The sequence below is a fragment of the Pseudomonas sp. NFX1 genome, from assembly GCF_051123555.1.
Classification (GTDB): Bacteria; Pseudomonadota; Gammaproteobacteria; order Pseudomonadales; family Pseudomonadaceae; genus Aquipseudomonas; species Aquipseudomonas capeferrum.
This window is the reverse complement of sequence record NZ_CP169366.1, coordinates 2,327,463-2,349,926: the sequence shown is the minus strand read 5'-3', so window position 1 is coordinate 2,349,926 and position 22,464 is coordinate 2,327,463. Positions and strand designations below refer to the sequence as shown.

The window sequence follows — 22,464 nt, the reverse complement described above, 5'->3', positions numbered from 1 at the left end:
GGTCGGCTTCAGGCGCTGGCCTTCAAGGGGGTGGTGGCCGCAGTCTGCTGCACCAGTGGCAGCACTTCCTGGCCAATGCGCAAGGCCTCTTCCAGGTGCGGGTTGGCGGCCAGGATGAAGGTGCTGAAACCGGCATCACGGTATTCGGCCAGGCGCTCGGCGATGTGCTGGTGGCTACCCACCAGGCCCACGGTCGGGCCGGGTTTGGCCTTGGCGAAACCGGCCCACAGGTTGCGTGCCAGGACCAACTCGTCGAACCCTTGCAGGTGTTGGTGGTAGGCCGCCTGGCGTGCGCCGCCGACCGAGTCGGAGCCGCTGACGAAGCCCTTGGCCGAGGCGCTGGCCTTGCCTTCCAGGCGCTCGAACTGCTGGCGCAGTTCACGCCAGGCCTGCTCTTCGGTCTCGCGGGCGAACAGGTCGACGCGCAGGCCGAAGCGCACCGTGCGCCCTTGTTTGTCGGCCAGCTCGCTGACCCGCTCGATATGGGGTTTGAGCTTGTCGATCGGCTCGGCCCAGTTCAGGTACACATCGGCGTGGCGCGCAGCCACCTCCAGCGCGGCATCGGAAAACCCGGAGAAGTACACGCCCGGCTTGCGTTCGTGTTGCAGGCCCGCTGGCAGGCTGCCGTGTTCCAGGCGATAGATGTCGCCTTCGTAGGAGAACGTGTCCTGCTGCCACAGGCCCTGGATCACATCGAGGAATTCGCCGGTGCGCTTGTAGCGCAAGTCGTGTTCGAGGAAGTCGCCGTTGGCCCGCTGGCTGGCCGGGTTGCCGCCGGTGATGATGTTCCAGTCCAGCCTGCCGCCGCTCAGGTTCTGCAGGATGGCGGCCTGTTGCGCGGCATAGGCGGGGAGGGTCCAGGTGGCCTGGAACGCGATCAGAAAGCGTATGCGGCGGGTTTCGCGGGCCAGCGCGGCGGCGGCGATCCACGGCTCGGGGCCGGTGGGCAGCAAGGCCCCCTCGAAGCCCGCCAGTTCAGCGGCCTTGGCCACCTGGGCGATGTAGTCGATGTAGGTGAAACCGTCGTTTTCGCCATTGGGCAGGCGACCGGGGGCGATGTTGCCGGGGCGGTGGTGGGGGTTGCCACGGTTGTGGCGGTCGGTGGACAACTGCGGGCCATCGGTGCCCAGGGGCAGGCGCCAGAAGAATTCGGTGGTCATGGGGGCTCCTGAGGGGGGCGGTTGTGCGGATGGGGAGGCAGGTGCAACGGCTGTGCCATGCACGGCTGCAGCCTTATGGGGCAGGGGTTTGCGCAGGGGGCAGAGGGCCGGGTGCTGCTGTGGCAGCAATCGGTAAGCAGTGGATGCTGGGGGAGCAGCATGAGAGAGCCTGCGAAGTGCAGGGGCATTTGAGGTCATGGGGAAGCCAGGTCGCATGGCTTTGGATTTTTAGCGCCAGGGAGATCGAGCGCCGCCCGCGCGGCGCTCGATCTCCCTGGCGCTAAAAATCCCAAGGCATGCCAGCCGCTACATCACGCTTGCGCACCTGCAACAACCTCCCCGGCACTGCGCAAATACGCCTCATACAGCGCCGCATAAGCCCCCCCACGCTCCATCAGCTCTGCATGCGCGCCGTGCTCCACCACCTGCCCATGCCGGACCACGGCAATGCGGTCGGCATCGCGGATGGTCGCCAGCCGATGGGCAATGATGATCGCCGTGCGGCCCTGGCACAGCCGGCGCAGGGCTTGCTGGATGCGCCGTTCGGTATGCACATCCACCGCTGAAGTGGCTTCGTCCAGCACCAGCACCGCCGGGTCGGCCAGGTAGGCGCGCACCAGGCACACCAGCTGGCGCTGGCCGTGGCTGAGGTGCGCGCCCAGCGGGCCGACTTCGGTGTGGTAACCCTGGGGCAGCCGTTCGAGCACCTCATCGGCCCCCAGCTCGCGGGCTGCCGCTTCCAGCCGTGCAGCGTCGGCACCGGGGGCGGCAAGGCGCAGGTTGTCGAGGATGCTGCCGCTGAACAGCACGTTGTCCTGCAACACCACACCGACGTTGCGCCGCAGGTCATGCTGGGCCAGTTCGCGCAAGTCGATGCCGTCCAGTTTCACGGCGCCGCTTTGCACCTCGTAGAACCGCGTCAGCAACTGCACCAGGGTGCTCTTGCCATGCCCGGACGGGCCGACGATGGCCAGCACTTCGCCGGCGCGGATGTGCAGGTCGAGCCCGTCGATCACCCGGCGCGGGCTGTTCGGCGCATAGGCAAAACCCACGTGTTCGAAGTCCACCTGGCCGCGTGCCCTGGCCAGCGGGCGGGGCGAGGGTGGGTCAAGGACCTGTGGCCGGGTGTCGAGCAGCAGGAAGATCCGCTGCGCCGAGGCACTGCCGGTAGCGTAGCGTTCGAACAGGTCCGACAGCTCTTGCAGCGGCCCCAAGAACAGGAACACATAGAACAGGCTCTCGGCCACCTGGCCGACGCTGACCTTGCCTTCGGCCAGGCCATGGCCGCCGACCAGCAGCAACACCGCCATGCCGGCCGTGCTCAGCAGTGCGGTGAACGGCGCAAACCAGCCGGCGCGCAGGCTGCCGTGTATCAGTGCCTGGTTGAAGTCCTCCAGCAGGCGCCGGTAGCGCGCCTGGTTGGTCTGTTCCTGGCCGCACTGCTGAATCAGCCGCACCCCGCTCACGCTCTCGACCAGGTGGGCGGTGAAACGGCTGCGCTGTTCGGCGACCTTGGCCCAGTTGCGTTGCGAAACCCGTTTGAAACGCCAGGTAGCCAGGGCCAGCAGCGGCACCGTGGCGGCCAGGCTGTAGAAGAAGCTTGGCTCGATACGCCACAGCATCACCGCTGCCAGGCCGCAGCGCAGCAGAGCACCGAGCAGCTCCGGCGGGCCTTGCACCAGCAGCGGCTCCAGGGCATCCACATCACGATCGGCGCGCGAGATGATGCGCCCGGCGCGCGTCTGGTCGAAGTAGCTCACCGACAGCGCCTGCACATGGGCGAATACCTTCACCCGCAGGTCGTTGAGCACGCGGATCGCCGCCCGCCCGGCAATGAACTGCGACACCCCCGCCAGCAGGAAGCGCCCCAGCCAGCTGGCCGCCAGGCCCAAGCCCAGCCACAGCACCAGGCGTTCGTCCAGCAACCAGTGATCGGCGCTGGGTACCAGGCCCTTGTCGAGCAGCTCGCGCACGAACCAGGGCCGCAGAAACACCGTGAACACCAGCAGCAGTTCGATGCCGATCACTGCCAGGATCTGTCGGCGGATCGGCCGCAGCAGCGGTAGCAGGCGGTGGAACATGCCACGGTCCAAGGCCTGGCGCGCCAGATGTTGTTCGATCTCGATGTCGCTGGGGGTCTTGTTGCGCGTATCAGTCATGGTCGATCCCCAGCAGGTCGCGGTAGTGGGCATTGTTCGCGCTCAGCTCGGCATGGCTGCCACTGGCGCTGATGCGGCCGTTTTCCAGCATCAGCACGCGGTCGGCCAACAGCAGGGTCGAAAGGCGGCTGGTGATCAGCAGCAAGGTCGGCCCCTGGCCTGTGCTGCCGCGCAGGCGGCGGATGTTGTGCAGCACCTGGCGCTCGCCCAGGGCGTCCAGCGCGCTGGTGGCGTCGTCCAGGCAGAGGATGTCGGGCGCGCCGAGCAGTGCGCGAGCCAGGCACAGGCGCTGGCGCTGGCCGCCGGAGAGGGTCACGCCGCGGTCGCCCAGCGGGGTGTCGAGGCCGTGGGGCAGGCGTTCGAGTACGTCCTCTGCCGCCGCCAGGCGCAGCCCTTCGCGCAGTTGTGCAGGGCTGGCCTGCGGGGCCGCCAGGCGCAGGTTGGCGGCCAGGCTGTCGGAGAACAGAAAGCTTTCTTGTGGCAGTACCTGCACACGCCGGCGCAAATCGGCCAGGTCGAGTTCACGCACATCGTGCCAACCTGCAGCGTCACTGCCGACCAGCACAGCGCCGCCCTGCACGTCGGCCAGGCGCGGCAGCAGGCTGGCCAGCAGGCTCTTGCCGGTGCCCGTGGCGCCGACCAGTGCCACCACCTCGCCGGGCTCCAGGGTCAGCGAACAGTCATGCAGGATGTCGCGCTCACCCGCTGGCGCACCGACCCGTACCTGGGCCAGTTTCAGCCCCAGCGGCCCCAGGGGCAGGGTGGCTTGGCCGCCGACGATCGCCGGGCGCTCGTCCAGCAACTGCCAGATACGTTCGGCACTGGCACGGGCGTCGGCGAAGGTCTGCATGACCCGGCCGATGCCTTCGATACGGAACACCAGCGTGGTGGCCACCAGCAGCGAGGTGACCAGCTCGCCGATGCCCAGCGTACCCGCTGCCACACAATGGGCGCCGTACACCAGGATCCACACATGCCCCAGTGCCACCACCGCCTGTGGCAGCGGAATGCGCGAGCTGGCGTAGGCCAGGGCTGCCCGTGCGTGGCCGGTGAACACGTTCACTTGGCTGGCGAAACGCTCGATGCGCTGGCCCTCCAGGCCGAATGCCTTGATCACCCGTACACCACCGATGCCTTCGGCCAGGTCCTGGCTGACCTGGTCGTAGGCGGCGCCTACCGCTCGGTCAAGGCTGACCAGGCGATCGGTCTGCACGACGAACAGCCACAGCCCGGCCCCGGTCAGCAACAGTGGCACCAGGCCGAGCAGCGGGTCGTACCCACTCAGCAGCCCCACGGCCGCCATCACCACCAGGGGTGTTTCGATGATCTGCCGCCAGAAGGTGATCAGCGCATCGCGCACCTTGTCGGCGTCGCGGGTGGTGCGGGTGACCAACTCACCCATGCCGTGGCGCCAGTGGTAGCCCAGGTGCAGGCGCTGCACCTGGGTCAGGATACGTTCACGCAGGCGCGTCAGCAGGGCCTGGCTGAGCACCAGCGACAGCACCGCTGCCGCGTACTGCAGCAGGCCACGGCCCAGCGCGATGGCCAGCAGCAGCCACAGCCAGTGCCAGGCCACGGCGGCGTCCAGGCCGCCATCAGCCAGGCGCACCACGGCACGGCCGGCGCTGACATCGTCCACGGCGTGGCCGATCAGCCATTGCTGCCAGACCAGGCCAAGGTTGCCAGCGATGTACAACGTGGTGACAAGCGCAAAGCGCCAGGGCATTTCACGATAAATGGCCAAGGCACGAAGAAGCGGATGGTTCATGAAAAGGCTCGATCAAAAGCGACACGGCCCCTGTAGGAGCGGCCTTGCGTCGCGATGGGGGCGCAAAGCGCCCCCCGGGTTCATAAGCTCAACGGCGCGTCGCGCCCTGCGCTTCCTTGGCATTGAGCACAGCGGTGTACTCCCCCGGATCGGCACCGTTGAGGTAATAGTTACCCACGTTGTGCAGCCGCCAGCGAATCGGGTCATGGGTGGTATGCACCCGCGCGTTTCGCCAGAATCGGTCAAGGTTCCACTTGCTCAACGAAGCACTGGCCCCCAGCAGCGAAAACAGGTCGCTGGCGATCTTCAGCGACGCGCCATCGGAATGCGCACGGGCAGTCGCCACCGAGAGAATCAGCTCGTCCTGCAGGGCCTTGTCCTCCGGGTCACGCTCATGCGCGTCGAACACCCGCGCAGCATCACGCAGCACTGACTCGGCCCCGCGCAGGGCCACCGCGTACTCGCCTATCTGGCGAATGACATGCGGCTCGTCGCTGGCGCGCTCGACGCCACTTTCCACCCAGGCCCGCGCATGCTCGCGCAGGTAGTCGACGCCCGCCTGCAGCGCGCCGGCCGCGATGCCGGTGTCGATGGCCGCGTGGAGAATCTGCGGGAAGGTCAGGCCGGTGCGCTTCATCGGGCCGCTACGCCGCGACAGGTAGCGCTCGTCGAGCACGATTTCGTCGAAGTTCACCGTGCCGCTCACCGAGTTCTGCTGGCCGAAGGCCTGCCAGTCGTCGACCAGGGTCAGCCCGGGAGTGTCGCGGTGCAGCAGGACACCAACGCCGCCGTCCTCGCTGGCGGCGGTCAGCGAAATCCAGTCGGCGAGGTATGAACCGGTGGAGTAGAATTTGCTGCCATTGAGCACCAGCTTGCCATCGGCGCGGCGCTCGACGCGGGTCTTGAGGGCGAACTTGTTCTTGCCGCCGACCTCGGCCAGGGCATTGCCAAAGCGCTTGCCGGCCAGCACGTCGGCGATCAGGCGGTCACGTACTTCGCTGGCGTAGCCGGTGAAAATGCCGCGCAGCATCACGTTGTGAATCTGCAGCAACTGGCCGACGCCGCCATCGGCAATGGAGATCAGGCGCACGGTTTCGACGAGGGTTTGCACCGAGGCACCCAGGCCGCCGAACTCGGCCGGTACGCCAATGGCGGTGAGGCCGCTGCTGGACAGCAGTTCGGCCTGGCGGCGCGGCAGTTGGCCGTTGTTGGCCGGGTCGGCGGCGAGTACCGCGATCTGTGCGGCGACCTCGCGGGCAGCAGCGATGGCTTCGGCCTCGCTGGTCAAGCGGTGGGTGGGGCTGGGTTCTATGGCGCTCATGGAAAGGTCTCGGTTGCTTGAGGGGCCAGTGCGCCTGCTGCGCGGGTAAACCGCCCCTGCAGGGCGTGCACGGCCCCTGTGGAGGCGGTTTACCTGCGGATGGCGACACCGCGGTCAAATGCCCTTGAGCAATATCTTTGCCACCCCTCGCCAGGCCCCATTCCACGTGGCCCTCGCCAGCTTTTGCTGCCCCAGCAGCAGTGCCCCTGCTGGTCTGGCAGCAGCCCGCCCGCAATCCTGCTCCGTGCCCAGCAGCCAGGGCCTGCGAGCGACTACGAGCTCCGCGTAAATCAAGGCCTCCAGCGGTTGGCACGCACGCTGCAATGGGGCTTTCACGACGCCCAAGGAGCCACCCCATGACACGTGCTACTGCCGCAACGCATACCGACGACCCTACCGCCCTGGACCGCATCTGGTTCACCCGCTGCCCTGTGCCCACCGCCTCGGGCATTGCCTACAAGCTTGGCTGGCTGGACGAAGAGTTCGCCCGTGACGGTTTGCCGGTCTCGACCCTGCAAGAGGCCCGTCAGCTCGGCCACCACCATTACGATCACCAGCTGCCAGGGCTGTTTCGCGAAGGCGGTAACGTGCCGGCACTGGCCGCCCGTGCCGCCGGTTCGCCAAGCCGGCTGATCGGCCTGACCTGGATCGAAGAATGGCAGACCATCCTGGTGCGCCCCGACGCAGGCATCCGCAGCGCCGCCGACCTGCGCGGCAAGCGCCTGGCCCTGCCGGCCTGGGGCGACAGCCGCCCCGGCAGCATTGCCCGCGCCATGAGCCTGCAGGGTTACAAAGGCGCCCTGGCCTCGGCCAGCCTGCAGCTCGATGACGTGCAACTGGTGGAAGTGGCGCTGCTCGACCAGGCCAGCGCCGCTACCCCGCAACTGGGCCTGCAGCGCCTGTGGTCTGGCCTTGATTACCTGGTGCGCGGCGAAGTCGACGCCGTCTACGTGAAGGGCGCGGCAGCTGCCGATGCGGCGCGGCGCCTGGGCCTGGTGGTGGGCGTCGACCTCGACCTGCTGCCTGACCCGCGCCACCGCATCAACAACGGTACGCCCAGGCCGATCACCGTTCACCAGAGCCTGCTCGACAACCATTTCGACCTGGTCGCGCGCTTCCTCGCCCAGACCTTGCGCGCTGCCGAGTGGGCCGCGGGCAACCGCGAGGCACTGAACCGCTTCCTCGAAGACGAAACCCGCGCCGGTAGCCAGGGTGTGGCCGACGCCTACCGCGGCGCCTTCCACACCACCTTGGCGCCGGACCTGTCCGAGCAACGCCTGGCCTTCCTCGGCAGGCAAAAAGACTTTCTGTACCTGCATGGCTTCCTGGAAGCCGATTTCAACATCGCCGACTGGGTCGACCCAAGGCCCCTGCAAGCTGCCCATGAACTGCTGGCCCAGCGCCGCGCCTGACCTTGCACTAGCAACCGGAGATTGAACATGACCGTACTGATCAACGAACGCCCCGTCACTGCCGAACTGCAAGCCTTCATCGACCAGGTGGTGGCTGAAGCCGAAGCTGCGTTTACCGTGTTCCGCGAGACCAACACCATCACCGCCAATGGCACGGTCGGTTTCATCGAGCGCGTGCCCGGTGAAGAGCTGCTGGTGTCGGTGAACTACGGCGGCCCCTGGAACCACCGCAAGCCGCTGCAGGCCACCGTGACCGACTTCTCTGGCAACGTCATCGTCGGCAAGGGCAAAGGCGGCCTGGGCCGCTACACCAAACTGTTCCACACGCACCCTGACATCACCACGGTCTCGCATGTGCACAGCCCTTACCTCGGCGCCTGGGCCCAGACCCACCGCACCTTGCCGTTCCACTATGTGCCGGTGCAGCGCTACCAGCTGGCCAGGGAGTTGCCGGTGTACATCGACCGGCGTCAGGCCGAGGTGGACTTCATCCTCGACAAGATTGCCGAAAACCCGTTCAACCTGGCCATTCTGGAAGCCAACGGCGGCTCCACCGTGTGGGGCAAGCAGGGGCTGCGGGCAACGGCCGAGTTCATCTTGTTGCTGGAGGAGGGCGCGCAGATTCAGTTGCTGGCTGATGCACTGGGCGGCTCGCGGCCCTATGGCCCTGGGGTGCTGACCCAGCAGTGGAAGATGAGTGGGTTGTATGAGCGCGCAACCGAACTGGGGCTGGTGCCAGGCATTGATCGGCGTAGCTGATGCGATAGCTGGGGCTGCATAGCAGCCCCCCAAGGCCTACTCACCCGCTCAAGGAACAGCCCCATGGCAGTAAAAATTCTCTGGTACCTCACCACCCCCGACGGCCCCTATCCCTGGGAGCCAGAAGGCCGCTGGAACACCGATTTCGAGCACCTCAAGCAACTGGCCATCGCGGCTGATCGCCTGGGCTTCTACGGCTCGCTGCTCGGCTCCAGCCCCAACGAAAGCCTCGCAGTGTCGGCCGCCCTGATCGATGCCACATCGCGGCTGCGCTTCCTGGTCGCCCAGCACCCAGGCGAACTGTCACCTGCGGTACTGGCCAAGTGGGCACTCACTTTCGACCAGTTCTCCAACGGCCGCCTGCTGTTCAATGTGGTCAATGGCAACGACGCAGGCCTGGCCACACTGGGCGTACATTACCCGCACGATGAACGCTACGACTTCAGCCTGGAATACTGGCGAGTGTTCCAGGGCTTCTACGCCGGCGAAACCGCGGGCTACCACGGGCGCTACGTCAAGCTCTCGCCACGTGCGCCAGCGGCGGCCAGCCACCCGCTGGGCGGCTGGCACCCCCCTAGGCAGAAACCTGGCATCCCGCTGTGGGGCGCAGGCACTTCAGCGCCGGGCGTAGCCCATTCGGTGCAGTTGCTCGACGTCTACCTGAGCTTCGCCGATACCCCGCAAAAACTCGGCGACAAGTTCCGCCGGGTGGCGGCAGAAGCCGCAAAAATCGGCCGCGAGCTGACCTATGGCACGCGCCTGCAAATCATCGTGCGCGAGACCGAAGAAGAAGCCTGGGCCCATGCCGAGCGGCTGCTGCAGCGCACCTCGCTGGCCACCGCCCGGGCGGCCATCGAGCGCCAGCTGCCGGCGGGGCAGACCCTGGACAGCTACGTCAGCGACGACCCGCGCATCCAGCGCAACCTCGACAGCATTCGCGCCGGGCGCCTGCCCACCGCCCGTGAGCTGGAGATCCACCCCAACGTCTGGCTGGGCCCCAGCCTGTTCGGTTTCAACCTGCTGGGCCCGGCTGCCGGCACCTACCTGGTTGGCAGCGCCGAACAGGTGGCCGCGCGGATCCGCGAGTACGAAGCCCAGGGCACCTCGGCGTTCATCCTGTCGGGCTTCCCGCTGATCGACGAAGCCCACCGGGTGGCAGACCTGCTGTTCCCGCTGCTCGACCTGGACCATGGTTTCGACGTGCCACGCCTCGGCGCCCAGGCCAAACCGACCGTGGCGCAACCGGCGTAAGGAGAGGGTGATGAGTGAGCTGTTTTCGCGCCGGGTGTTTCTCGGCAACAGCCTGGCCGTGGGGGGAGGCTTGCTGCTCGGTGGCGGGCTGCTCAGCGGCTGCGACGGCGGCGCGCCTGCGGCAACGGCTGGCGCCGCCGCATTGGCGGCCACGCCGGTGCACGGTGGGCGTTTGCGCGTGGGCATCATCGACGGTGACCAGGCCGGCAACCTCGATGCTCACAAACCGGTGGGCGGCGGGATCATCCGCGGCTGGGCGCTGTATGCCAAGTTCTGGGAGTGGAACCCGGATGTCAGCACGCGCCTGGCCCTGGCCGAATTCGCCGAACCGAATGCCGATGCGAGCGCCTGGACCATCCGCATCAAGCCGGGGCTGGAGTTCCACCATGGCAAGAGCATCACGGCCGACGACATGCTGTTCTCGATCCTGCGCCTGACCGACCCGCAGTTGGCGTCGCCGTTTGCCGGGCTGGTCGGTGCCATCGACCGCCAGGCGCTGCGCAAAGTCGACCCTCGCACCCTCGAAATCCGCTTCAAACACGGGCAGAGTTTCTACCCGCTGGATGAAACGCTGATCAGCTTCGGCGGCATCGTGCCCACCGACTACCACCCAGTGACCAACCCGGTCGGGGCGGGGCCTTACAAGCTGAAAAGCTTCATCCCCGGGCAGCGCTCGCTCTACACCCGCTTCGAAAACTACTACAAGCCCAACCGCCCCTATGCCGATGAGCTGGAAATCATCGAATTCAAGGACCAGGTCTCGCGGGCCGCCGCCTTGCGTGCCGGGCAAGTGGACGTGGCCAGCGGGGTGCAGGCCGAACACAGCGCCTTGCTCAAGGCCGACCCGCGCCTGCGCCTGTACGCCTCGCCCAGCACGTCGTTCACCGGCTTCAACCTGAACCTGGCCAAGGCACCCTTCCAGGATGTGCGCGTGCGCCAGGCATTGCGCCTGCTCGCCGACCGCCAGGAACTGGTAGCGCGCGGGCTCAATGGCTTCGGCCGCATCGCCAACGACCTGTACTCGCCCCACGACCCGACCTACAACCATGCGCTCGCCCAGCGCCCCTACGACCTCGATCAGGCCCGTTCGCTGCTGCGCCAGGCCGGGCAGGACGACTTGCGCGTCGAGCTGACCACCACGCCAGGCCCCGGCGTGAATGCCGCCCTGGTGTTTGCCCAGCAAGCACAGAAGGCGGGCGTTCAGGTCAAGGTCAACCAGGTCGATGGCTCGGTATTCAACGGCCCGCAGCGCGAGCAGTGGCAGCTGTCGCCGGGCTCTACGCCGGCCCGCGGCTTCCTCGCCTCGGCGTTGCACAACGATGCCCCGCAGGCCATCTACAACCGCAGCAACTTCCATGACCCTCGCTTTACCGAACTGTTCCACCAGGCCCTGGCCCAACCGGATCTTGAGCGGCGTAAAGCGCTGGTGCACGAGGCCCAGGTGATCCAGCACGAACGCGGCGGCCTGTTGATCTGGGGCTTTTCCGACGTGCTCGATGCGGCGTCCGCCAAGGTGGGTGGGCTTGCCCCGGAACAGACCACTTTCGCCTCCTGGCGCTTCGATGAACTCTGGTTGAACCATGCCTGATCACGCTCACCGCTCCCCACGTACGCCGGCCTGGCTGGCCTGGTTCATAGGCCGTCTGGGCTACGGCCTGCTGACCGCGTGGGTCATCAGCCTGGTGGTGTTCATCGCCACCCAGGCGCTGCCCTCGGACCCGGCGCGGGTCATTCTTGGCCCCGATGCGCCGCTGCAAAGCATCCTGACCTTGCAGCGGCAACTGGGCCTCGATCAGCCGATCCTGGTCCAGTACCTGCGTTGGATGGGCGCGGCGCTGCGCGGTGACCTGGGTATTTCGCTGGACTCGCAGGTGCCCGTGGCGCAGCTGCTGTTCGGTCGTCTTGGCCATACCCTGGCACTGCTGGCCGGCGTGCTGGCGCTGGTGGTGCCGCTGGCACTCACCCTCGGCGTGAGCCTGGCCTTGCGGCGTGATCGGCCGCTGGACCGCTGGGGCCTGTCGGCATTGATCCTGTTGAAGGCCACGCCGAGCTTTCTGCTGGCCATCGGCCTGGTGCTGCTGTTTTCCATGCCTGGCATGGGTTGGCTACCGGCGGTGTCGATCCTTGACCCGCAACTGCCCCTGTGGCGGCAGCTGCCGTCGCTGGTGCTGCCGGTGGTTGCCCTGAGTTTGTCGGCGCTGCCGTACCTGACGCGGATGGTGCGTGCCTCGATGATCGAGGCGCTGGAGTCCGATTATGTGGTTGCCGCCCGCCTGCGCGGCATACCGGAGCGGCTTATCGTCTGGCGCCATACCTTGCCCAACGCCCTGACCCCGGCGATCCAGGGCGTGGCGCTGACCCTGCGCACACTGGTCGGCGGCGCGCTGCTGGCTGAGGTGATCTTCAGCTACCCCGGTATCGGCACCGCCCTCAATGCGGCGATCCAGATGCGCGACTTGCCGATGATCCAGGGCGTGGTGTTGGTCATCACCCTGGCCGTGGTGCTGATCAACCTGCTGGCGGATCTGCTCACCGTTCTGCTCACCCCCAAATTGCGCACCGCGCGCCGGGTCAAGATGATCCGCCGTAACCGGCGCGGCATCCGCCCCTGGTGGCGGCGCGCACGCAGCACACCTGCCCAGGAGGCTACTCATGACTGACGCACGCTGGCTGGCCGACCCGCAGGTGCGGCGCGGCGCCGTGATTACCTCGTGGGTAGTGCTGGTGGCTGTACTTGGCCCCTGGCTCGCGCCCCATGCCCCCACGGCCATGGTCGGGCCGGTGTACGGCCCGCCGACTGCCGGTGCGCCGTTGGGGCATGATTTTCTTGGCCACGACTTGCTGTCACGCCTGCTCAGCGGCGGCGTGTCGGTGCTGTGGATGTCGGTGGCGGCGGCCACCCTGGCGTTGCTGGTCGGGGGCAGCCTGGGCCTGTTGGCCGGGTTCTCGCGCCGTCGGCTGGACCAGGCGATCAGTTGGGCGGCGGATGTCTCGTTGGCCTTCCCGGACCTGATCCTGGTGCTGCTGATCGTATCGATGCTTGGCCGTGCACCGTGGCTGATTGTGCTGACCGTGGCCATCGCCTTCACCCCCGGGGTCATCCGCCTTGCGCGTGGCAGTGCGGTGGCGGTGGCAGGCCAGGAGTTTGTCGAGGCCGCGCAGATGATGGGCTACTCCCGCTGGCGCATCCTGTTCAACGAAATCCTGCCGAACATTCTTACGCCGCTGCTGGTGCACTTCGGCAACATGTTGACCTGGGCGGTGGGCATGCTCTCGGGCTTGAGCTTCCTGGGCTACGGCGTAGCGCCGCCTGCGGCCGATTGGGGCCTGATGATCAACGAAAACCAGGCCGGCCTGCTGGTCCAGCCCTGGGCGGTGCTGGCGCCGGCACTGCTGATTGCCGTGTTCGCCTATGGCACCAATATCCTGGCCGAGGGTATCGGCCGGGTCAGTGCACGTATCGGGGAGAAGCAGCCATGACGGCGGCGGTGAAGATTGCCAGCGACGTGTTGCAGGTCAGTGACCTGCGGGTGGAACTGGCCGGGCAGGTGGATGTGCTGGCCGATGTCTCGTTCAGCCTGGCAGCGGGTGAAATCGTTGGGCTGGTGGGCGAGTCCGGTTCGGGCAAGACCACCCTGGCCACCGCCTTGTTGCGCCATGCGCGGCAGGGTGCGCGGATTACCGGTGGGCACATTGCGGTGGCCGGGCAGGCGGTGCTCGAACTCGAGGGCGAGGCCCTGCGCCTGGCGCGCGGCGGGTTGGTCGGCTACGTCGCCCAGGACCCGGCCACCGCGCTGAACCCGGCCCTGCGCATTGGCGCATTGCTGCGCGAAACCGTGCGGGCGCATTTGCCGAAATTGCCGGGCGATGCAGTGCAGCAGCGTATCCAGGAGACCCTGGTCGATGTCGGCTTGCCGGATGATGCGGCCTTCCTGCGGCGTTTCCCCCACCAGTTGTCCGGTGGGCAGCAACAGCGGGTGATGCTGGCGCTGGCGTTTGTGCTGCGGCCCAGGCTGATCGTGCTCGACGAGCCCACCACGGCGCTGGACGTCAGCACCCAGGCGCATGTGCTGGACACCCTCAAGCGCCTGTGCCGAGGCCAAGGCGTGGCGGCGCTGTACGTGACCCACGACCTGGCCGTGGTACGTGACCTGGTCGACCGGGTGATGGTGATGTATGCCGGCCGGCTGGTTGAAGTGACGGGCCGCGAGAGGCTGTTCAGCGCCCCGGCGCACCCCTACACCCGCGCCTTGCTCGCGGCGATCCCTGACATTGCCAAGCGTCAGCCGCTGCAAGCCATCGCCGGGCACGCGCCGGCACCGGGACAGCGGCCTGCGGGCTGTGCCTTCGCCCCGCGCTGTGCCCGGCGGCGTGCCGAGTGTGCGGTGATAGAACCTTCGCTGTCGGCGCTCGACGCGGGTCATCAGGTCGCCTGCCTGGTGCCGCACCGTGAGGTATTGCCCCTTGGCGACGTCGCTCTCGAGGCGGTTACGGCGCCGGGTGAAGGTGCGTTGCTGGAGGTCCAGGGGCTGGATGTGGCGTACGACCGCCAGGTGCTGTTCGATGTGTCTTTGCAGGTGGCACCAGGCGAGTGCCTGGCGCTGGTGGGCGAGTCCGGCTCGGGCAAGACCAGCCTGGCCAGGGCCATCGCCGGGTTGGCCGAGAACGTGCAGGGCCAGCTGCGCTATGGCGGCGAGCCGTTGGCGTTTGCGGCGCGTCAGCGTGATGCGCGGCGGCGTCACCAGATCCAGTATGTGTTTCAGAACCCTTACCGGGCCTTGAACCCACGCCAGACGATCGCGCAAACCCTCAGCGCGCCGTTGGCGCATTTTTTTGGTGTACGCGGTGATGAGGCGCATCGCCGGGTCGAGGCGGTGCTGGCGCGGGTGTCGCTGCCGGCGCGTGTGGCAGGCCTGTACCCGCAGAGTTTGTCGGGTGGCGAGCGGCAGCGCGTGGCGATTGCCCGTGCGCTGATCTGTGAGCCGCGGTTGTTGGTTTGCGATGAGATCACCTCGGCGCTGGATGTGTCGGTGCAGGCGTCGATTCTGGCGCTGCTGCGGGGGTTGCAGGGGGAGGGGCTGACGGTGTTGTTTGTGACCCATGACCTTGGGGTGGTGCGGGCGATTGCTGATCGGGTGCTGGTGTTGCGGCGGGGGCGGGTGGTGGAGGAGGGGGCTGTGGAGCAGGTGCTTGGGTGGCCGGTTGATGATTACACCCGAACGTTGGTGGCGCATTCGCCTCGGTTGCATTTGGGGGGGTAGGGGCATGGCTTGAGGCTTTTGGCGCCTGTGAGATCGAGCGCCGCCCGCGCGGAGCTCGATCTCAAAACCACCCAATGCATCAAGGCGAGCACCTCCGCGCCCTCAGCCACACCCCAGGCGATCCACAAGCTTTCCCATTACGCTAAGATGGCCGCCCACGTCTCTGGAAACTGCCTGGATGAGCAAGCCCGGTCAATTGGTGCTGGTTACGCTACGCAAGATGATCGCCTCCGGCGAGCTGGCCGCCGGCGAGCGTCTGATGGAAATCCCCACCGCCGAACGCTTCGGTGTTTCGCGCATGCCGGTGCGCATGGCATTCCGCACCCTTGAGCAGGAAGGCTTGCTGGTGCGCTTTGGCGGGCGTGGGTTTCAGGTGCGCTCGGTCAGCGCAGACGACATCGCCGGCGCAGTCGAGGTTCGCGGTGTGCTCGAAGGCCTGGCCGCCCGCCAGGCGGCAGAGCGTGGCCTGTCCCCCGAAGCACAAGAGGCGCTGCAGCGCTGCCTGGTCGAAGGCGACCAGCTGTTCGGCAAAGGCTTCGTCACCGAAGAGGACCTGCAGGCCTACCATGACCTCAACATGCGCTTCCACCAGGTGATCGTCGAAGCCAGCCACAACCCGGCGATCGCCGATGCCCTGGCGCGCAATGACCACCTTCCGTTCGCCTCGGTCACCGCCCTGGCAGTGGACCGCCATGACCTGGCGCGTGAATACCGGCGCTTCAACTACGCCCACATGCAGCACCATTCGGTGTTCGATGCCCTGGTCAGCAGGCAGGGTGCCCGCGCCGAAGCCATCATGCGCGAGCACGCCAATGCCACCTTGCGTTATGCCGAGACCTTCGGCGCGGCAACGGCCGACGCGCGCATGAAGGTCATCCTGCCCTCGACGTGAGGCCCCTCAGAGGTCAAGCACCAGCAGCGGGGTTTTCGACCGCGAGCAGCAGGGCGTGAACTGATCGTTCAGGGCCTGCTCCTGCTCCGTGAGGAACAGGTCGCGATGCTCGGGCGTGCCGGACAGGACGCGTGTCAGGCAGGTGCCGCAGATGCCTTGCTCGCATGACATGGCGATCGCGATGCCGTGCTGTTCAAGCACGTGCACCACGCTCTGGTCGGCGGGCACTTCGAACACCTGGCCGGTGCTGTTCAGCTGGACCGAGAAGCTGCCATCGCCCTGGGTATCGACCGGCGCGGCGGCAAAGTATTCGCGGTGCAGGCACGCCTCCTGCCAGCCCTGCGCCTTGGCGTTTTCCAGCACGTGCTGCATGAACCCGCCCGGGCCGCACACATACAGGTGCACATCGGCTTGCGGGTTGGCCAACACCTGGGCGATGTCCAGCACGGTCTCGGGTTGCTCGTCGAAATGCACGAACAGGCGATCGGCAAAGGCGGCGCCGCGCATTCGCTCGACGAAGGCTGCGCGATCGCTGGAGCGGGCGCAGTAATGCAGTTCGAAATCCGCGCCGCTGGCGGCCAGCTGCTCAGCCATGCACAGGATTGGGGTGATGCCGATACCGCCTGCGAACAACAGGCTGCGGCGGGCGCCCTGGGCCAGTGGGAACAGGTTGCGCGGTGCGCTGATACGCAGGCGGGCGCCGTTGTGGATCTGCTCGTGCAAGCTGCGCGAACCGCCGCGTGAGGCCGGGTCTTTGAGCACGCCGATCAGGTAGCGGTGGCGTTCTTCGGGGTGGTTGCACAGCGAGTACTGGCGAACTTGCCCTTCGGGCAGGTGCACGTCGATGTGTGCGCCGGCGCTGAAGGGCGGCAGCAGGCTGCCATCGACGGCGGCCAGTTCGAAGCTGCAGATGTCTTGTGCTTCGTCGTTACGGGAAACCACTACGGCATCGATCATGTCCGTTCCTCGTCAGGCTGGGCTTGCGCTGGTCGCGATCAGTTCGGCTTGGGGCATGCGCTCGTTGGCGATCAGGCGCTCGAGGATCTTGCGCGACTGCACGCCACCGGCATCGATGTTGAGCTTGAGCAGGTTGCGCTGGGGGGAGGCGAGCAGGTTCTGCTGCTGGCGTTCGAGCATTTCCAGGTCTTCACTGAAGATCTTGCCCTGGCCCTCGCGGATGTTTGCAGTCAGCGCTTGGTCCTGCGCTGCGAAGTTGCGGGCCATGCCCCAGAAGTACCAGATCGAGGTGTCGGTTTCGGGGGTGATGAAGTCGACCACGATGCTGGATGCCTTGTGCTGCGCGTCGGCGTGATAGCCACCTTTGCCCGCGTGGGCCACGCCGACTTCGATCAGCACATGGCTGGGCGGGGTGAAGCGGCAGATCTGCCAGCGGTCCACCGGTACATCGTCGGCCAGGCCGTTGCCGCGAAGGGCCATGCGCCAGAACGGCGGTGCCATGATGTTTTCCATGTGCCGTGCAGTCACCACTTCATCGCCGGTGACGGTGGTCACGGGCGGTGCTTCATCGATTTCCTTCTGGCCGATGCTGGAGGCGTGCACGTAGGTTTCATGGGTCAGGTCCATGAGGTTGTCGATCATCAGGCGGTAGTCGCAGCCGATGTGGAACAGCCCGCCGCCATAGGCCCAGTCATCGTTTACCGCCCATTCCAGATGGGGGATCAGGCTTGGGTCCGCCTGTGCCTGGTCGCCCGGCCAGACCCAGATGAAGCCATAGCGCTCGACCGCGGCAAAGGTCTTGTTGCAGGGGAAGCCCCTGACCCGTTGGCCTGGCATCTCGACAGTCTTGCCGTCGCAGCCCATCACCAGGCCGTGATAGCCACACACCAGGTTACCGTTTTCGACATAGCCCAACGACAGTGGCGCGCCGCGGTGCGGGCAAAAATCTTCCACCGCCGCCACCCGGTTCTCGTGGCCTCTGTAGAACACGATCTTTTCCCCGCAGATTTGCCGGCCCAACGGCTTGTCGGCGATTTCGTCAGGGGTGCAGGCGACATACCAAGTGTTTCTCGGGTACATGAGGCTCTCCGGAGTAGCGATTGTTTTTATTTAATGGATCCATTAAATAGGGCGCCTGATGGTTTGGTCAAATTAATAAGCCTGTAATTCGCCGCTTTATGGGCGATTATCGAACCTTGATGGGCTTGGTTTATTATTTGTGGATCCATTAATTCGTTGCCTGGCGGTTGTAGTGCCTGGCTGTGCTATTCCTAAGGGGGCACTCAGCCACCGCTTGCGAGGTGGCGCCACGAGGAACACTCCCGATGCTGGTGGTCGAGCAACTGCACAAGTCGTTCATCACGCCCCAAGGCCTGCTGCCGGTGCTGCAGGGCATCGACATGTGCCTGGCGCGTGGCAGCAGCCTGGCGCTGATGGGCGAGTCCGGCAGTGGCAAGAGCACGTTGCTGCACCTGATTGCCGGGCTGGACCGTGCCGACAGTGGGCGCATCCTGATTGACGGTGAACCGCTGGATAGCCGCTCGGAATCGTCCCTGGCGCGCTGGCGACGCGAAGGTATCGGCCTGGTGTTTCAGCAGTACAACCTGATCAGCAGCCTGGATGTGGGGGCGAACCTTGCTTTTCAGGCACGGCTTGCCGGCCGGCATGATCGGCCTTGGCTGGCGTACCTGGCTGCGCGTCTGGGCCTGGCCGAGCTGTTGACGCGTTACCCCGAGCAGTTGTCCGGCGGCCAGCAGCAGCGGGTTGCCATCGGCCGCGCCCTGGCGGCTCGCCCCGCATGGGTGCTGGCCGACGAGCCCACCGGCAGCCTGGACGAAGCCAGCAGCGACGAGGTGCTGGGCCTGTTCCTGCAACTGGTGGCCGAGGCCGGCAGCAGTGTATTGATGGTGACCCACAGCCAGCGCCTGGCAGCGCGGTTGGCGCATTGCTGCTACTTGCAAGCTGGCCGTGTGCGCGACGAGCACGGCCCATGAACCCGCTGATGCTCACCTTGCGGGCGCTGTTGAGCCATTGGCAGCGTCATCGCGTGCAGTGCTTCAGCATTTTTACCGGCTTGTGGCTGGCCACTGCGCTATGGACCGGTGTCCAGGCGCTCAACACCCAGGCGCGCAGCGACTATGCGCGCGCCAGTGCGGTGTTGGCGGGGCCGCTGCAAGCGCAGTTGGTGCCGCGTGAGGGGGAGCGGTTCGATCAGGCGCTGTACCTGCAATTGCGCCAGTTGGGCTGGCCGGTTGCCCCGGTGCTGGAAGGACGGTTGCGGTTTGCCGGGGAGCAGCCCGTGAGTGTTCGGCTGGTGGGTATCGAGCCACTGAGCCTGCCATCGACCACCGCCGTTGCCGGTGTGCGGGCGGCAGACTTCGATCTGCAGGCCTTTATCGGTACGCCGGGGCAAGCCTGGGTAGGGCCGGATACCTTGCGCCAGTTGGGCAAGGCCGTTACCGACCAGGCCGTGAGCAGTGAGGGGCAGGTGCTGCCGCCTTTTGTGCTCAAGCCGGAGCTGGCGCCAGGCGTGATCGTGGTCGACATCGGCCATGCCCAAGCCTTGCTGCAGGCGCCTGGGCGGCTGTCGCGGCTGTTGCTGACGGGGCCTGTCGAGCCACTGCCTGCAGATATTGCCGCGCAGCTCGAAATGCAACCCCCCAGTGACGACGGTGGCTTGCAGCGGCTGACCGAGAGCTTTCACCTGAACCTGACCGCCCTCGGCCTGTTGGCGTTCGTGGTCGGGCTGTTTATCGCGCATGCCGCCATTGGCCTGGCACTGGAGCAACGCCGCAATCTGATCAGAAGCCTGCGTGCCTGTGGTGTCAGCTTGCACAGCCTGTTGTTTGGGTTGGCTTTGGAGCTGGGGCTGTTCGCCGTGCTGGGCGGTCTGGCCGGGGTGGCCAGCGGCTATGGGCTGGCGGCGCTGCTGCTGCCGGACTTCGCAGCCAGCTTGCGTGGCCTGTATGGCGCACAGGTTGGCGCAGCGTTGCACCTGCCGGCGTGGTGGTGGTTGGCGGGGGTGCTGGTGAGTGTGCTGGGGGCGCTGCTGGCCGGGGTCGGCAGTGTGCTGCAGGCCGCCCGCCTGCCGTTGCTGGCGCTTGCGCAACCCCAGGCCTGGCGGCTGGCACAAGGCCGTTGGTTGAGGCGCCAGCGCTGGCTGGCGGTATTTTTGCTGCTGGTGATGCTGGGCGGTTGGCAACTGGGTCAGGGCCTGGTCAGTGCATTTGTCACGGTGGCGGCACTGCTGCTGGCTTCGGCACTGGTGTTGCCGGCCTTGCTCGACGGTGTATTGGCCTGGGCCGCGCGCGGGCGCCGTCGGCCCCTGTCGCAGTGGTTCATCGCCGATAGCCGCCAACAGTTGCCCGCGTTGAGCCTGGCGTTGATGGCCTTGCTGCTTGCGCTGGCCGCCAGTGTTGGCGTGGGCAGCATGACCGAAGGCTTTCGCAAGACCTTTGTCGGCTGGCTTGACCTGCGCTTGGCCGCCGATCTCTACGTGACGCCCCGGGATACTGCGCAAGGTGTGCAGATGTACCAATGGCTCCAGCAGCAACCTGCGGCCAAGGTGGTACTGCCAGGCTGGCGTGTGGAAACGCGCCTGCAGGGTTGGCCGGTGCAGGTGCAGGGGGTTGTCGACCACCCGGCCTACCGCAGCCGCTGGCCCTTGCTGGAGCAGCACGCGCAGGCCTGGCAGCAATTGGCGCAAGGCAAGGGAGTAATGCTCAGCGAGCAGTTGGCCCGCCGCCTCGGCCTGGGCGTGGGCGATACCCTGGCACTGGCAACCGATGGCGCGCCGCCCATGACGGTGGTGGGGGTGTATGCCGATTACGGCAACCCCAAGGGGCATGTGCTGGTCAATGCCGACTGGCTGCGCAAGCACTGGCCGCAGGCAACGCTGACCGGCCTGAGCCTGGATATCGCCCCCGCGAACTTGCCGGCCCTCAAGGTCGCGCTGCAGCAGCGTTTTGCCCTGGACGACAGCCGCGTGGTCGAGCAGTCGCGCTTGAAGGGTTGGTCGACTGACGTGTTCAACCGTACCTTCGCCGCCACCGCGGCCCTCAACAGCCTCACGCTGGGGGTTGCTGGCGTGGCCATGTTCATCAACCTGCTGACCCTGGGCCAGAGCCGGTTGGGCCAGCTGGCGCCGCTTTGGGCACTGGGGGTGCGCCGCAGGCAACTGGTCTGGCTGAGCTTGGGCCAGACGCTGATGCTGAGCAGCCTTACCGTGCTGCTGGCGATCCCGGTAGGGGTTTTGCTGGCGTGGTGCCTGGTGGCGGTGGTGAACGTGCAGGCGTTCGGCTGGCGATTGCCGCTGTATGTCTTCCCTGCGCAACTGATGCAACTGGCCGTGCTGGGCATCCTGACCAGCCTGCTGGCCAGCGCCTGGCCGTTGTGGCAACTGGCGCGGCGTCAGCCAAGCGATTTGTTGAGGCAGTTTGCCGATGAAACGTAGCGCGTCTGTGCTGTTGTGCCTGTTGCTGTGTGGGTGTGATGAGCCTGCGCCCGAGAGCTTTGCCGGGCTGGGACAGCAGGTTAGCGGGTTCAACCAGGTGACGCGTGATCACCCCTTGGTGTTCCCGCGTGATCACGGGGCCCACGATGGTTTTCGCATCGAGTGGTGGTACGTCACCGCGAACCTCAAGGATAGCCAGGGCCGTGACTGGGGGGCGCAGTGGACGCTGTTCCGTTCGGCGCTGCGCCCAGGGCCCGAGACCCGCGACTGGAACAGCCCGAACCTGTGGATGGGGCACGCGGCCTTGACCGGGCCAGGTGGGCATCGTTCTGGCGAGACCTTGGCGCGCGGCGGTGTCGGCCAGGCAGGCGTGGTGGCCGAGCCGTTCCGGGCCTGGATCAATGACTGGTCATTGCAGGGGCACGAGGGTATCGCGGGGTTGCAGATGAAGGCTGCCGGCGAAGGCTTTCGCTACGACCTGAGCCTGCGCAGTGACAGGCCGCTGGTGTTGCACGGCAGCCAGGGCTACAGCGAAAAGTCGGGCAAGGGTCAAGCTTCGTATTACTACAGTCAGCCGTTTTATCGGGTCAGCGGTGAGGTAGAGCGTGATGGCCAGTGCATTGCGGTGACCGGCCAGGCCTGGCTTGACCGGGAATGGAGCAGCCAGCCGCTGGCTGCCGGGCAGACGGGGTGGGACTGGTTTTCACTGCACCTGGACAGTGGTGCGAAGCTGATGCTGTTCCAGGTGCGCGACACCGGGGGATTGCCGTATCGGGCGGGGACGTGGGTCAGCCCGCAGGGAGAGGTGGTGGCGCTGCGGGGGGATCAGATTCAGTTGGAGGCGTTGGCCTGGAATCGGCAGGAAGACGGTAGGGCGGTACCGACGCGTTGGCGGGTGCGGGTGGTGGAGTATGGGGTTGATGTGCGGGCTGATGCCGTGGAACCGCGTGCCTGGATGCGGACACGGTTTGCTTATTGGGAAGGGCCGGTGCGCTTGCAGGGGCGTGTGGGGGGGCGGGGGTATCTGGAGATGACGGGGTATTAGGGGGGATTTAGCGTGAGTTTGGGGGG

Annotated in this window: 17 protein-coding genes; 11 read left to right on the top strand and 6 right to left on the bottom strand. The window is 66.6% G+C overall.

Features of this window, described 5'->3' with window-relative positions:
* Window positions 1–8 precede the first annotated feature (8 nt).
* The 4 genes from DJ563_RS10215 to DJ563_RS10200 form a co-directional block, all read right to left on the bottom strand.
* Entirely contained in the window at window positions 9–1,160 is a 1,152-nt protein-coding gene (locus DJ563_RS10215; RefSeq protein ID WP_434519426.1) for an LLM class flavin-dependent oxidoreductase, read from the bottom strand.
* Window positions 1,161–1,471: 311 nt separating this feature from the next.
* The gene (locus DJ563_RS10210; RefSeq protein ID WP_434519425.1) at window positions 1,472–3,319 is read right to left on the bottom strand and encodes an ABC transporter ATP-binding protein; all 1,848 of its coding nucleotides are present in this window, start codon (window positions 3,317–3,319) and stop codon (window positions 1,472–1,474) included.
* The gene (locus DJ563_RS10205) at window positions 3,312–5,087 is read right to left on the bottom strand and encodes an ABC transporter ATP-binding protein (RefSeq protein WP_274099746.1); all 1,776 of its coding nucleotides are present in this window, start codon (window positions 5,085–5,087) and stop codon (window positions 3,312–3,314) included. The genes DJ563_RS10210 and DJ563_RS10205 overlap by 8 nt, the downstream gene beginning before the upstream one ends.
* An 88-nt stretch (window positions 5,088–5,175) precedes the next feature.
* The gene (locus tag DJ563_RS10200; protein ID WP_047583974.1) at window positions 5,176–6,408 is read right to left on the bottom strand and encodes an acyl-CoA dehydrogenase family protein; all 1,233 of its coding nucleotides are present in this window, start codon (window positions 6,406–6,408) and stop codon (window positions 5,176–5,178) included.
* A gap of 356 nt (window positions 6,409–6,764) precedes the next feature.
* Between DJ563_RS10200 and DJ563_RS10195 the strand changes: the two genes are divergently transcribed.
* The 8 genes from DJ563_RS10195 (at window position 6,765) to DJ563_RS10160 (ending at window position 15,983) form a co-directional block, all read left to right on the top strand.
* Window positions 6,765–7,820 (top strand): ABC transporter substrate-binding protein, encoded by a 1,056-nt coding sequence (locus DJ563_RS10195; protein WP_274099744.1) that lies wholly within the window; start codon window positions 6,765–6,767, stop codon window positions 7,818–7,820.
* Between the two features lie 27 nt (window positions 7,821–7,847).
* Window positions 7,848–8,579: a class II aldolase/adducin family protein gene (locus DJ563_RS10190; protein WP_033697159.1), complete on the top strand. Its 732-nt coding sequence runs from the start codon at window positions 7,848–7,850 to the stop codon at window positions 8,577–8,579.
* A gap of 63 nt (window positions 8,580–8,642) precedes the next feature.
* The gene (locus DJ563_RS10185) at window positions 8,643–9,830 is read left to right on the top strand and encodes an LLM class flavin-dependent oxidoreductase (RefSeq protein ID WP_434519424.1); all 1,188 of its coding nucleotides are present in this window, start codon (window positions 8,643–8,645) and stop codon (window positions 9,828–9,830) included.
* 10 nt (window positions 9,831–9,840) lie between these two features.
* A complete protein-coding gene (locus tag DJ563_RS10180; RefSeq protein WP_434519423.1) occupies window positions 9,841–11,418 on the top strand; it encodes an ABC transporter substrate-binding protein in 1,578 nt (525 codons plus the stop codon).
* Window positions 11,411–12,490: an ABC transporter permease gene (locus tag DJ563_RS10175; protein WP_434519422.1), complete on the top strand. Its 1,080-nt coding sequence runs from the start codon at window positions 11,411–11,413 to the stop codon at window positions 12,488–12,490. The genes DJ563_RS10180 and DJ563_RS10175 overlap by 8 nt, the downstream gene beginning before the upstream one ends.
* Window positions 12,483–13,310, top strand: coding sequence for an ABC transporter permease (locus DJ563_RS10170; protein ID WP_274099740.1), 828 nt, complete (start codon window positions 12,483–12,485; stop codon window positions 13,308–13,310). The genes DJ563_RS10175 and DJ563_RS10170 overlap by 8 nt, the downstream gene beginning before the upstream one ends.
* Window positions 13,307–15,091, top strand: a complete 1,785-nt coding sequence (locus DJ563_RS10165; protein WP_434519421.1) for a dipeptide ABC transporter ATP-binding protein — start codon at window positions 13,307–13,309, stop codon at window positions 15,089–15,091. Before DJ563_RS10170 ends, DJ563_RS10165 begins: the two co-directional genes overlap by 4 nt.
* Window positions 15,092–15,269: 178 nt before the next feature.
* The gene (locus DJ563_RS10160; protein ID WP_186661318.1) at window positions 15,270–15,983 is read left to right on the top strand and encodes a GntR family transcriptional regulator; all 714 of its coding nucleotides are present in this window, start codon (window positions 15,270–15,272) and stop codon (window positions 15,981–15,983) included.
* Window positions 15,984–15,989: 6 nt separating this feature from the next.
* Here DJ563_RS10160 and DJ563_RS10155 read toward each other — a convergent pair whose 3' ends face one another.
* Together DJ563_RS10155 and DJ563_RS10150 are read right to left on the bottom strand one after the other, a co-directional pair.
* Window positions 15,990–16,940: a PDR/VanB family oxidoreductase gene (locus DJ563_RS10155; RefSeq protein WP_274100695.1), complete on the bottom strand. Its 951-nt coding sequence runs from the start codon at window positions 16,938–16,940 to the stop codon at window positions 15,990–15,992.
* Window positions 16,941–16,952: 12 nt separating this feature from the next.
* On the bottom strand, window positions 16,953–18,020 hold the full coding sequence (locus DJ563_RS10150; protein ID WP_434519420.1) for a Rieske 2Fe-2S domain-containing protein: 1,068 nt from the start codon (window positions 18,018–18,020) through the stop codon (window positions 16,953–16,955).
* Between the two features lie 245 nt (window positions 18,021–18,265).
* Here DJ563_RS10150 and DJ563_RS10145 point away from each other — a divergent pair, with 245 nt between their 5' ends.
* The 3 genes from DJ563_RS10145 to DJ563_RS10135 are packed head-to-tail and all read left to right on the top strand — an operon-like array spanning window position 18,266 to window position 22,438.
* Window positions 18,266–18,934, top strand: coding sequence for an ABC transporter ATP-binding protein (locus DJ563_RS10145; RefSeq protein ID WP_434519419.1), 669 nt, complete (start codon window positions 18,266–18,268; stop codon window positions 18,932–18,934).
* A complete protein-coding gene (locus tag DJ563_RS10140) occupies window positions 18,931–21,393 on the top strand; it encodes an ABC transporter permease (protein ID WP_274100592.1) in 2,463 nt (820 codons plus the stop codon). The genes DJ563_RS10145 and DJ563_RS10140 overlap by 4 nt, the downstream gene beginning before the upstream one ends.
* Window positions 21,383–22,438 carry a lipocalin-like domain-containing protein gene (locus DJ563_RS10135; protein ID WP_274100593.1) on the top strand — a complete coding sequence of 352 codons (1,056 nt, stop codon included), beginning with the start codon at window positions 21,383–21,385 and terminating at the stop codon, window positions 22,436–22,438. The genes DJ563_RS10140 and DJ563_RS10135 overlap by 11 nt, the downstream gene beginning before the upstream one ends.
* Window positions 22,439–22,464 lie beyond the last annotated feature (26 nt).

Bases quoted from the DNA above. Each gene is read 5' to 3' on its own strand.
- DJ563_RS10215 (WP_434519426.1), bottom strand. From the start codon at position 1,160: ATGACCACCGAATTCTTCTGGCGCCTGCCCCTGGGCACCGATGGCCCG.
- DJ563_RS10210 (WP_434519425.1), bottom strand. From the start codon at position 3,319: ATGACTGATACGCGCAACAAGACCCCCAGCGACATCGAGATCGAACAA.
- DJ563_RS10205 (WP_274099746.1), bottom strand. From the start codon at position 5,087: ATGAACCATCCGCTTCTTCGTGCCTTGGCCATTTATCGTGAAATGCCC.
- DJ563_RS10200 (WP_047583974.1), bottom strand. From the start codon at position 6,408: ATGAGCGCCATAGAACCCAGCCCCACCCACCGCTTGACCAGCGAGGCC.
- DJ563_RS10195 (WP_274099744.1), top strand. From the start codon at position 6,765: ATGACACGTGCTACTGCCGCAACGCATACCGACGACCCTACCGCCCTG.
- DJ563_RS10190 (WP_033697159.1), top strand. From the start codon at position 7,848: ATGACCGTACTGATCAACGAACGCCCCGTCACTGCCGAACTGCAAGCC.
- DJ563_RS10185 (WP_434519424.1), top strand. From the start codon at position 8,643: ATGGCAGTAAAAATTCTCTGGTACCTCACCACCCCCGACGGCCCCTAT.
- DJ563_RS10180 (WP_434519423.1), top strand. From the start codon at position 9,841: ATGAGTGAGCTGTTTTCGCGCCGGGTGTTTCTCGGCAACAGCCTGGCC.
- DJ563_RS10175 (WP_434519422.1), top strand. From the start codon at position 11,411: ATGCCTGATCACGCTCACCGCTCCCCACGTACGCCGGCCTGGCTGGCC.
- DJ563_RS10170 (WP_274099740.1), top strand. From the start codon at position 12,483: ATGACTGACGCACGCTGGCTGGCCGACCCGCAGGTGCGGCGCGGCGCC.
- DJ563_RS10165 (WP_434519421.1), top strand. From the start codon at position 13,307: ATGACGGCGGCGGTGAAGATTGCCAGCGACGTGTTGCAGGTCAGTGAC.
- DJ563_RS10160 (WP_186661318.1), top strand. From the start codon at position 15,270: ATGAGCAAGCCCGGTCAATTGGTGCTGGTTACGCTACGCAAGATGATC.
- DJ563_RS10155 (WP_274100695.1), bottom strand. From the start codon at position 16,940: ATGATCGATGCCGTAGTGGTTTCCCGTAACGACGAAGCACAAGACATC.
- DJ563_RS10150 (WP_434519420.1), bottom strand. From the start codon at position 18,020: ATGTACCCGAGAAACACTTGGTATGTCGCCTGCACCCCTGACGAAATC.
- DJ563_RS10145 (WP_434519419.1), top strand. From the start codon at position 18,266: ATGCTGGTGGTCGAGCAACTGCACAAGTCGTTCATCACGCCCCAAGGC.
- DJ563_RS10140 (WP_274100592.1), top strand. From the start codon at position 18,931: ATGAACCCGCTGATGCTCACCTTGCGGGCGCTGTTGAGCCATTGGCAG.
- DJ563_RS10135 (WP_274100593.1), top strand. From the start codon at position 21,383: ATGAAACGTAGCGCGTCTGTGCTGTTGTGCCTGTTGCTGTGTGGGTGT.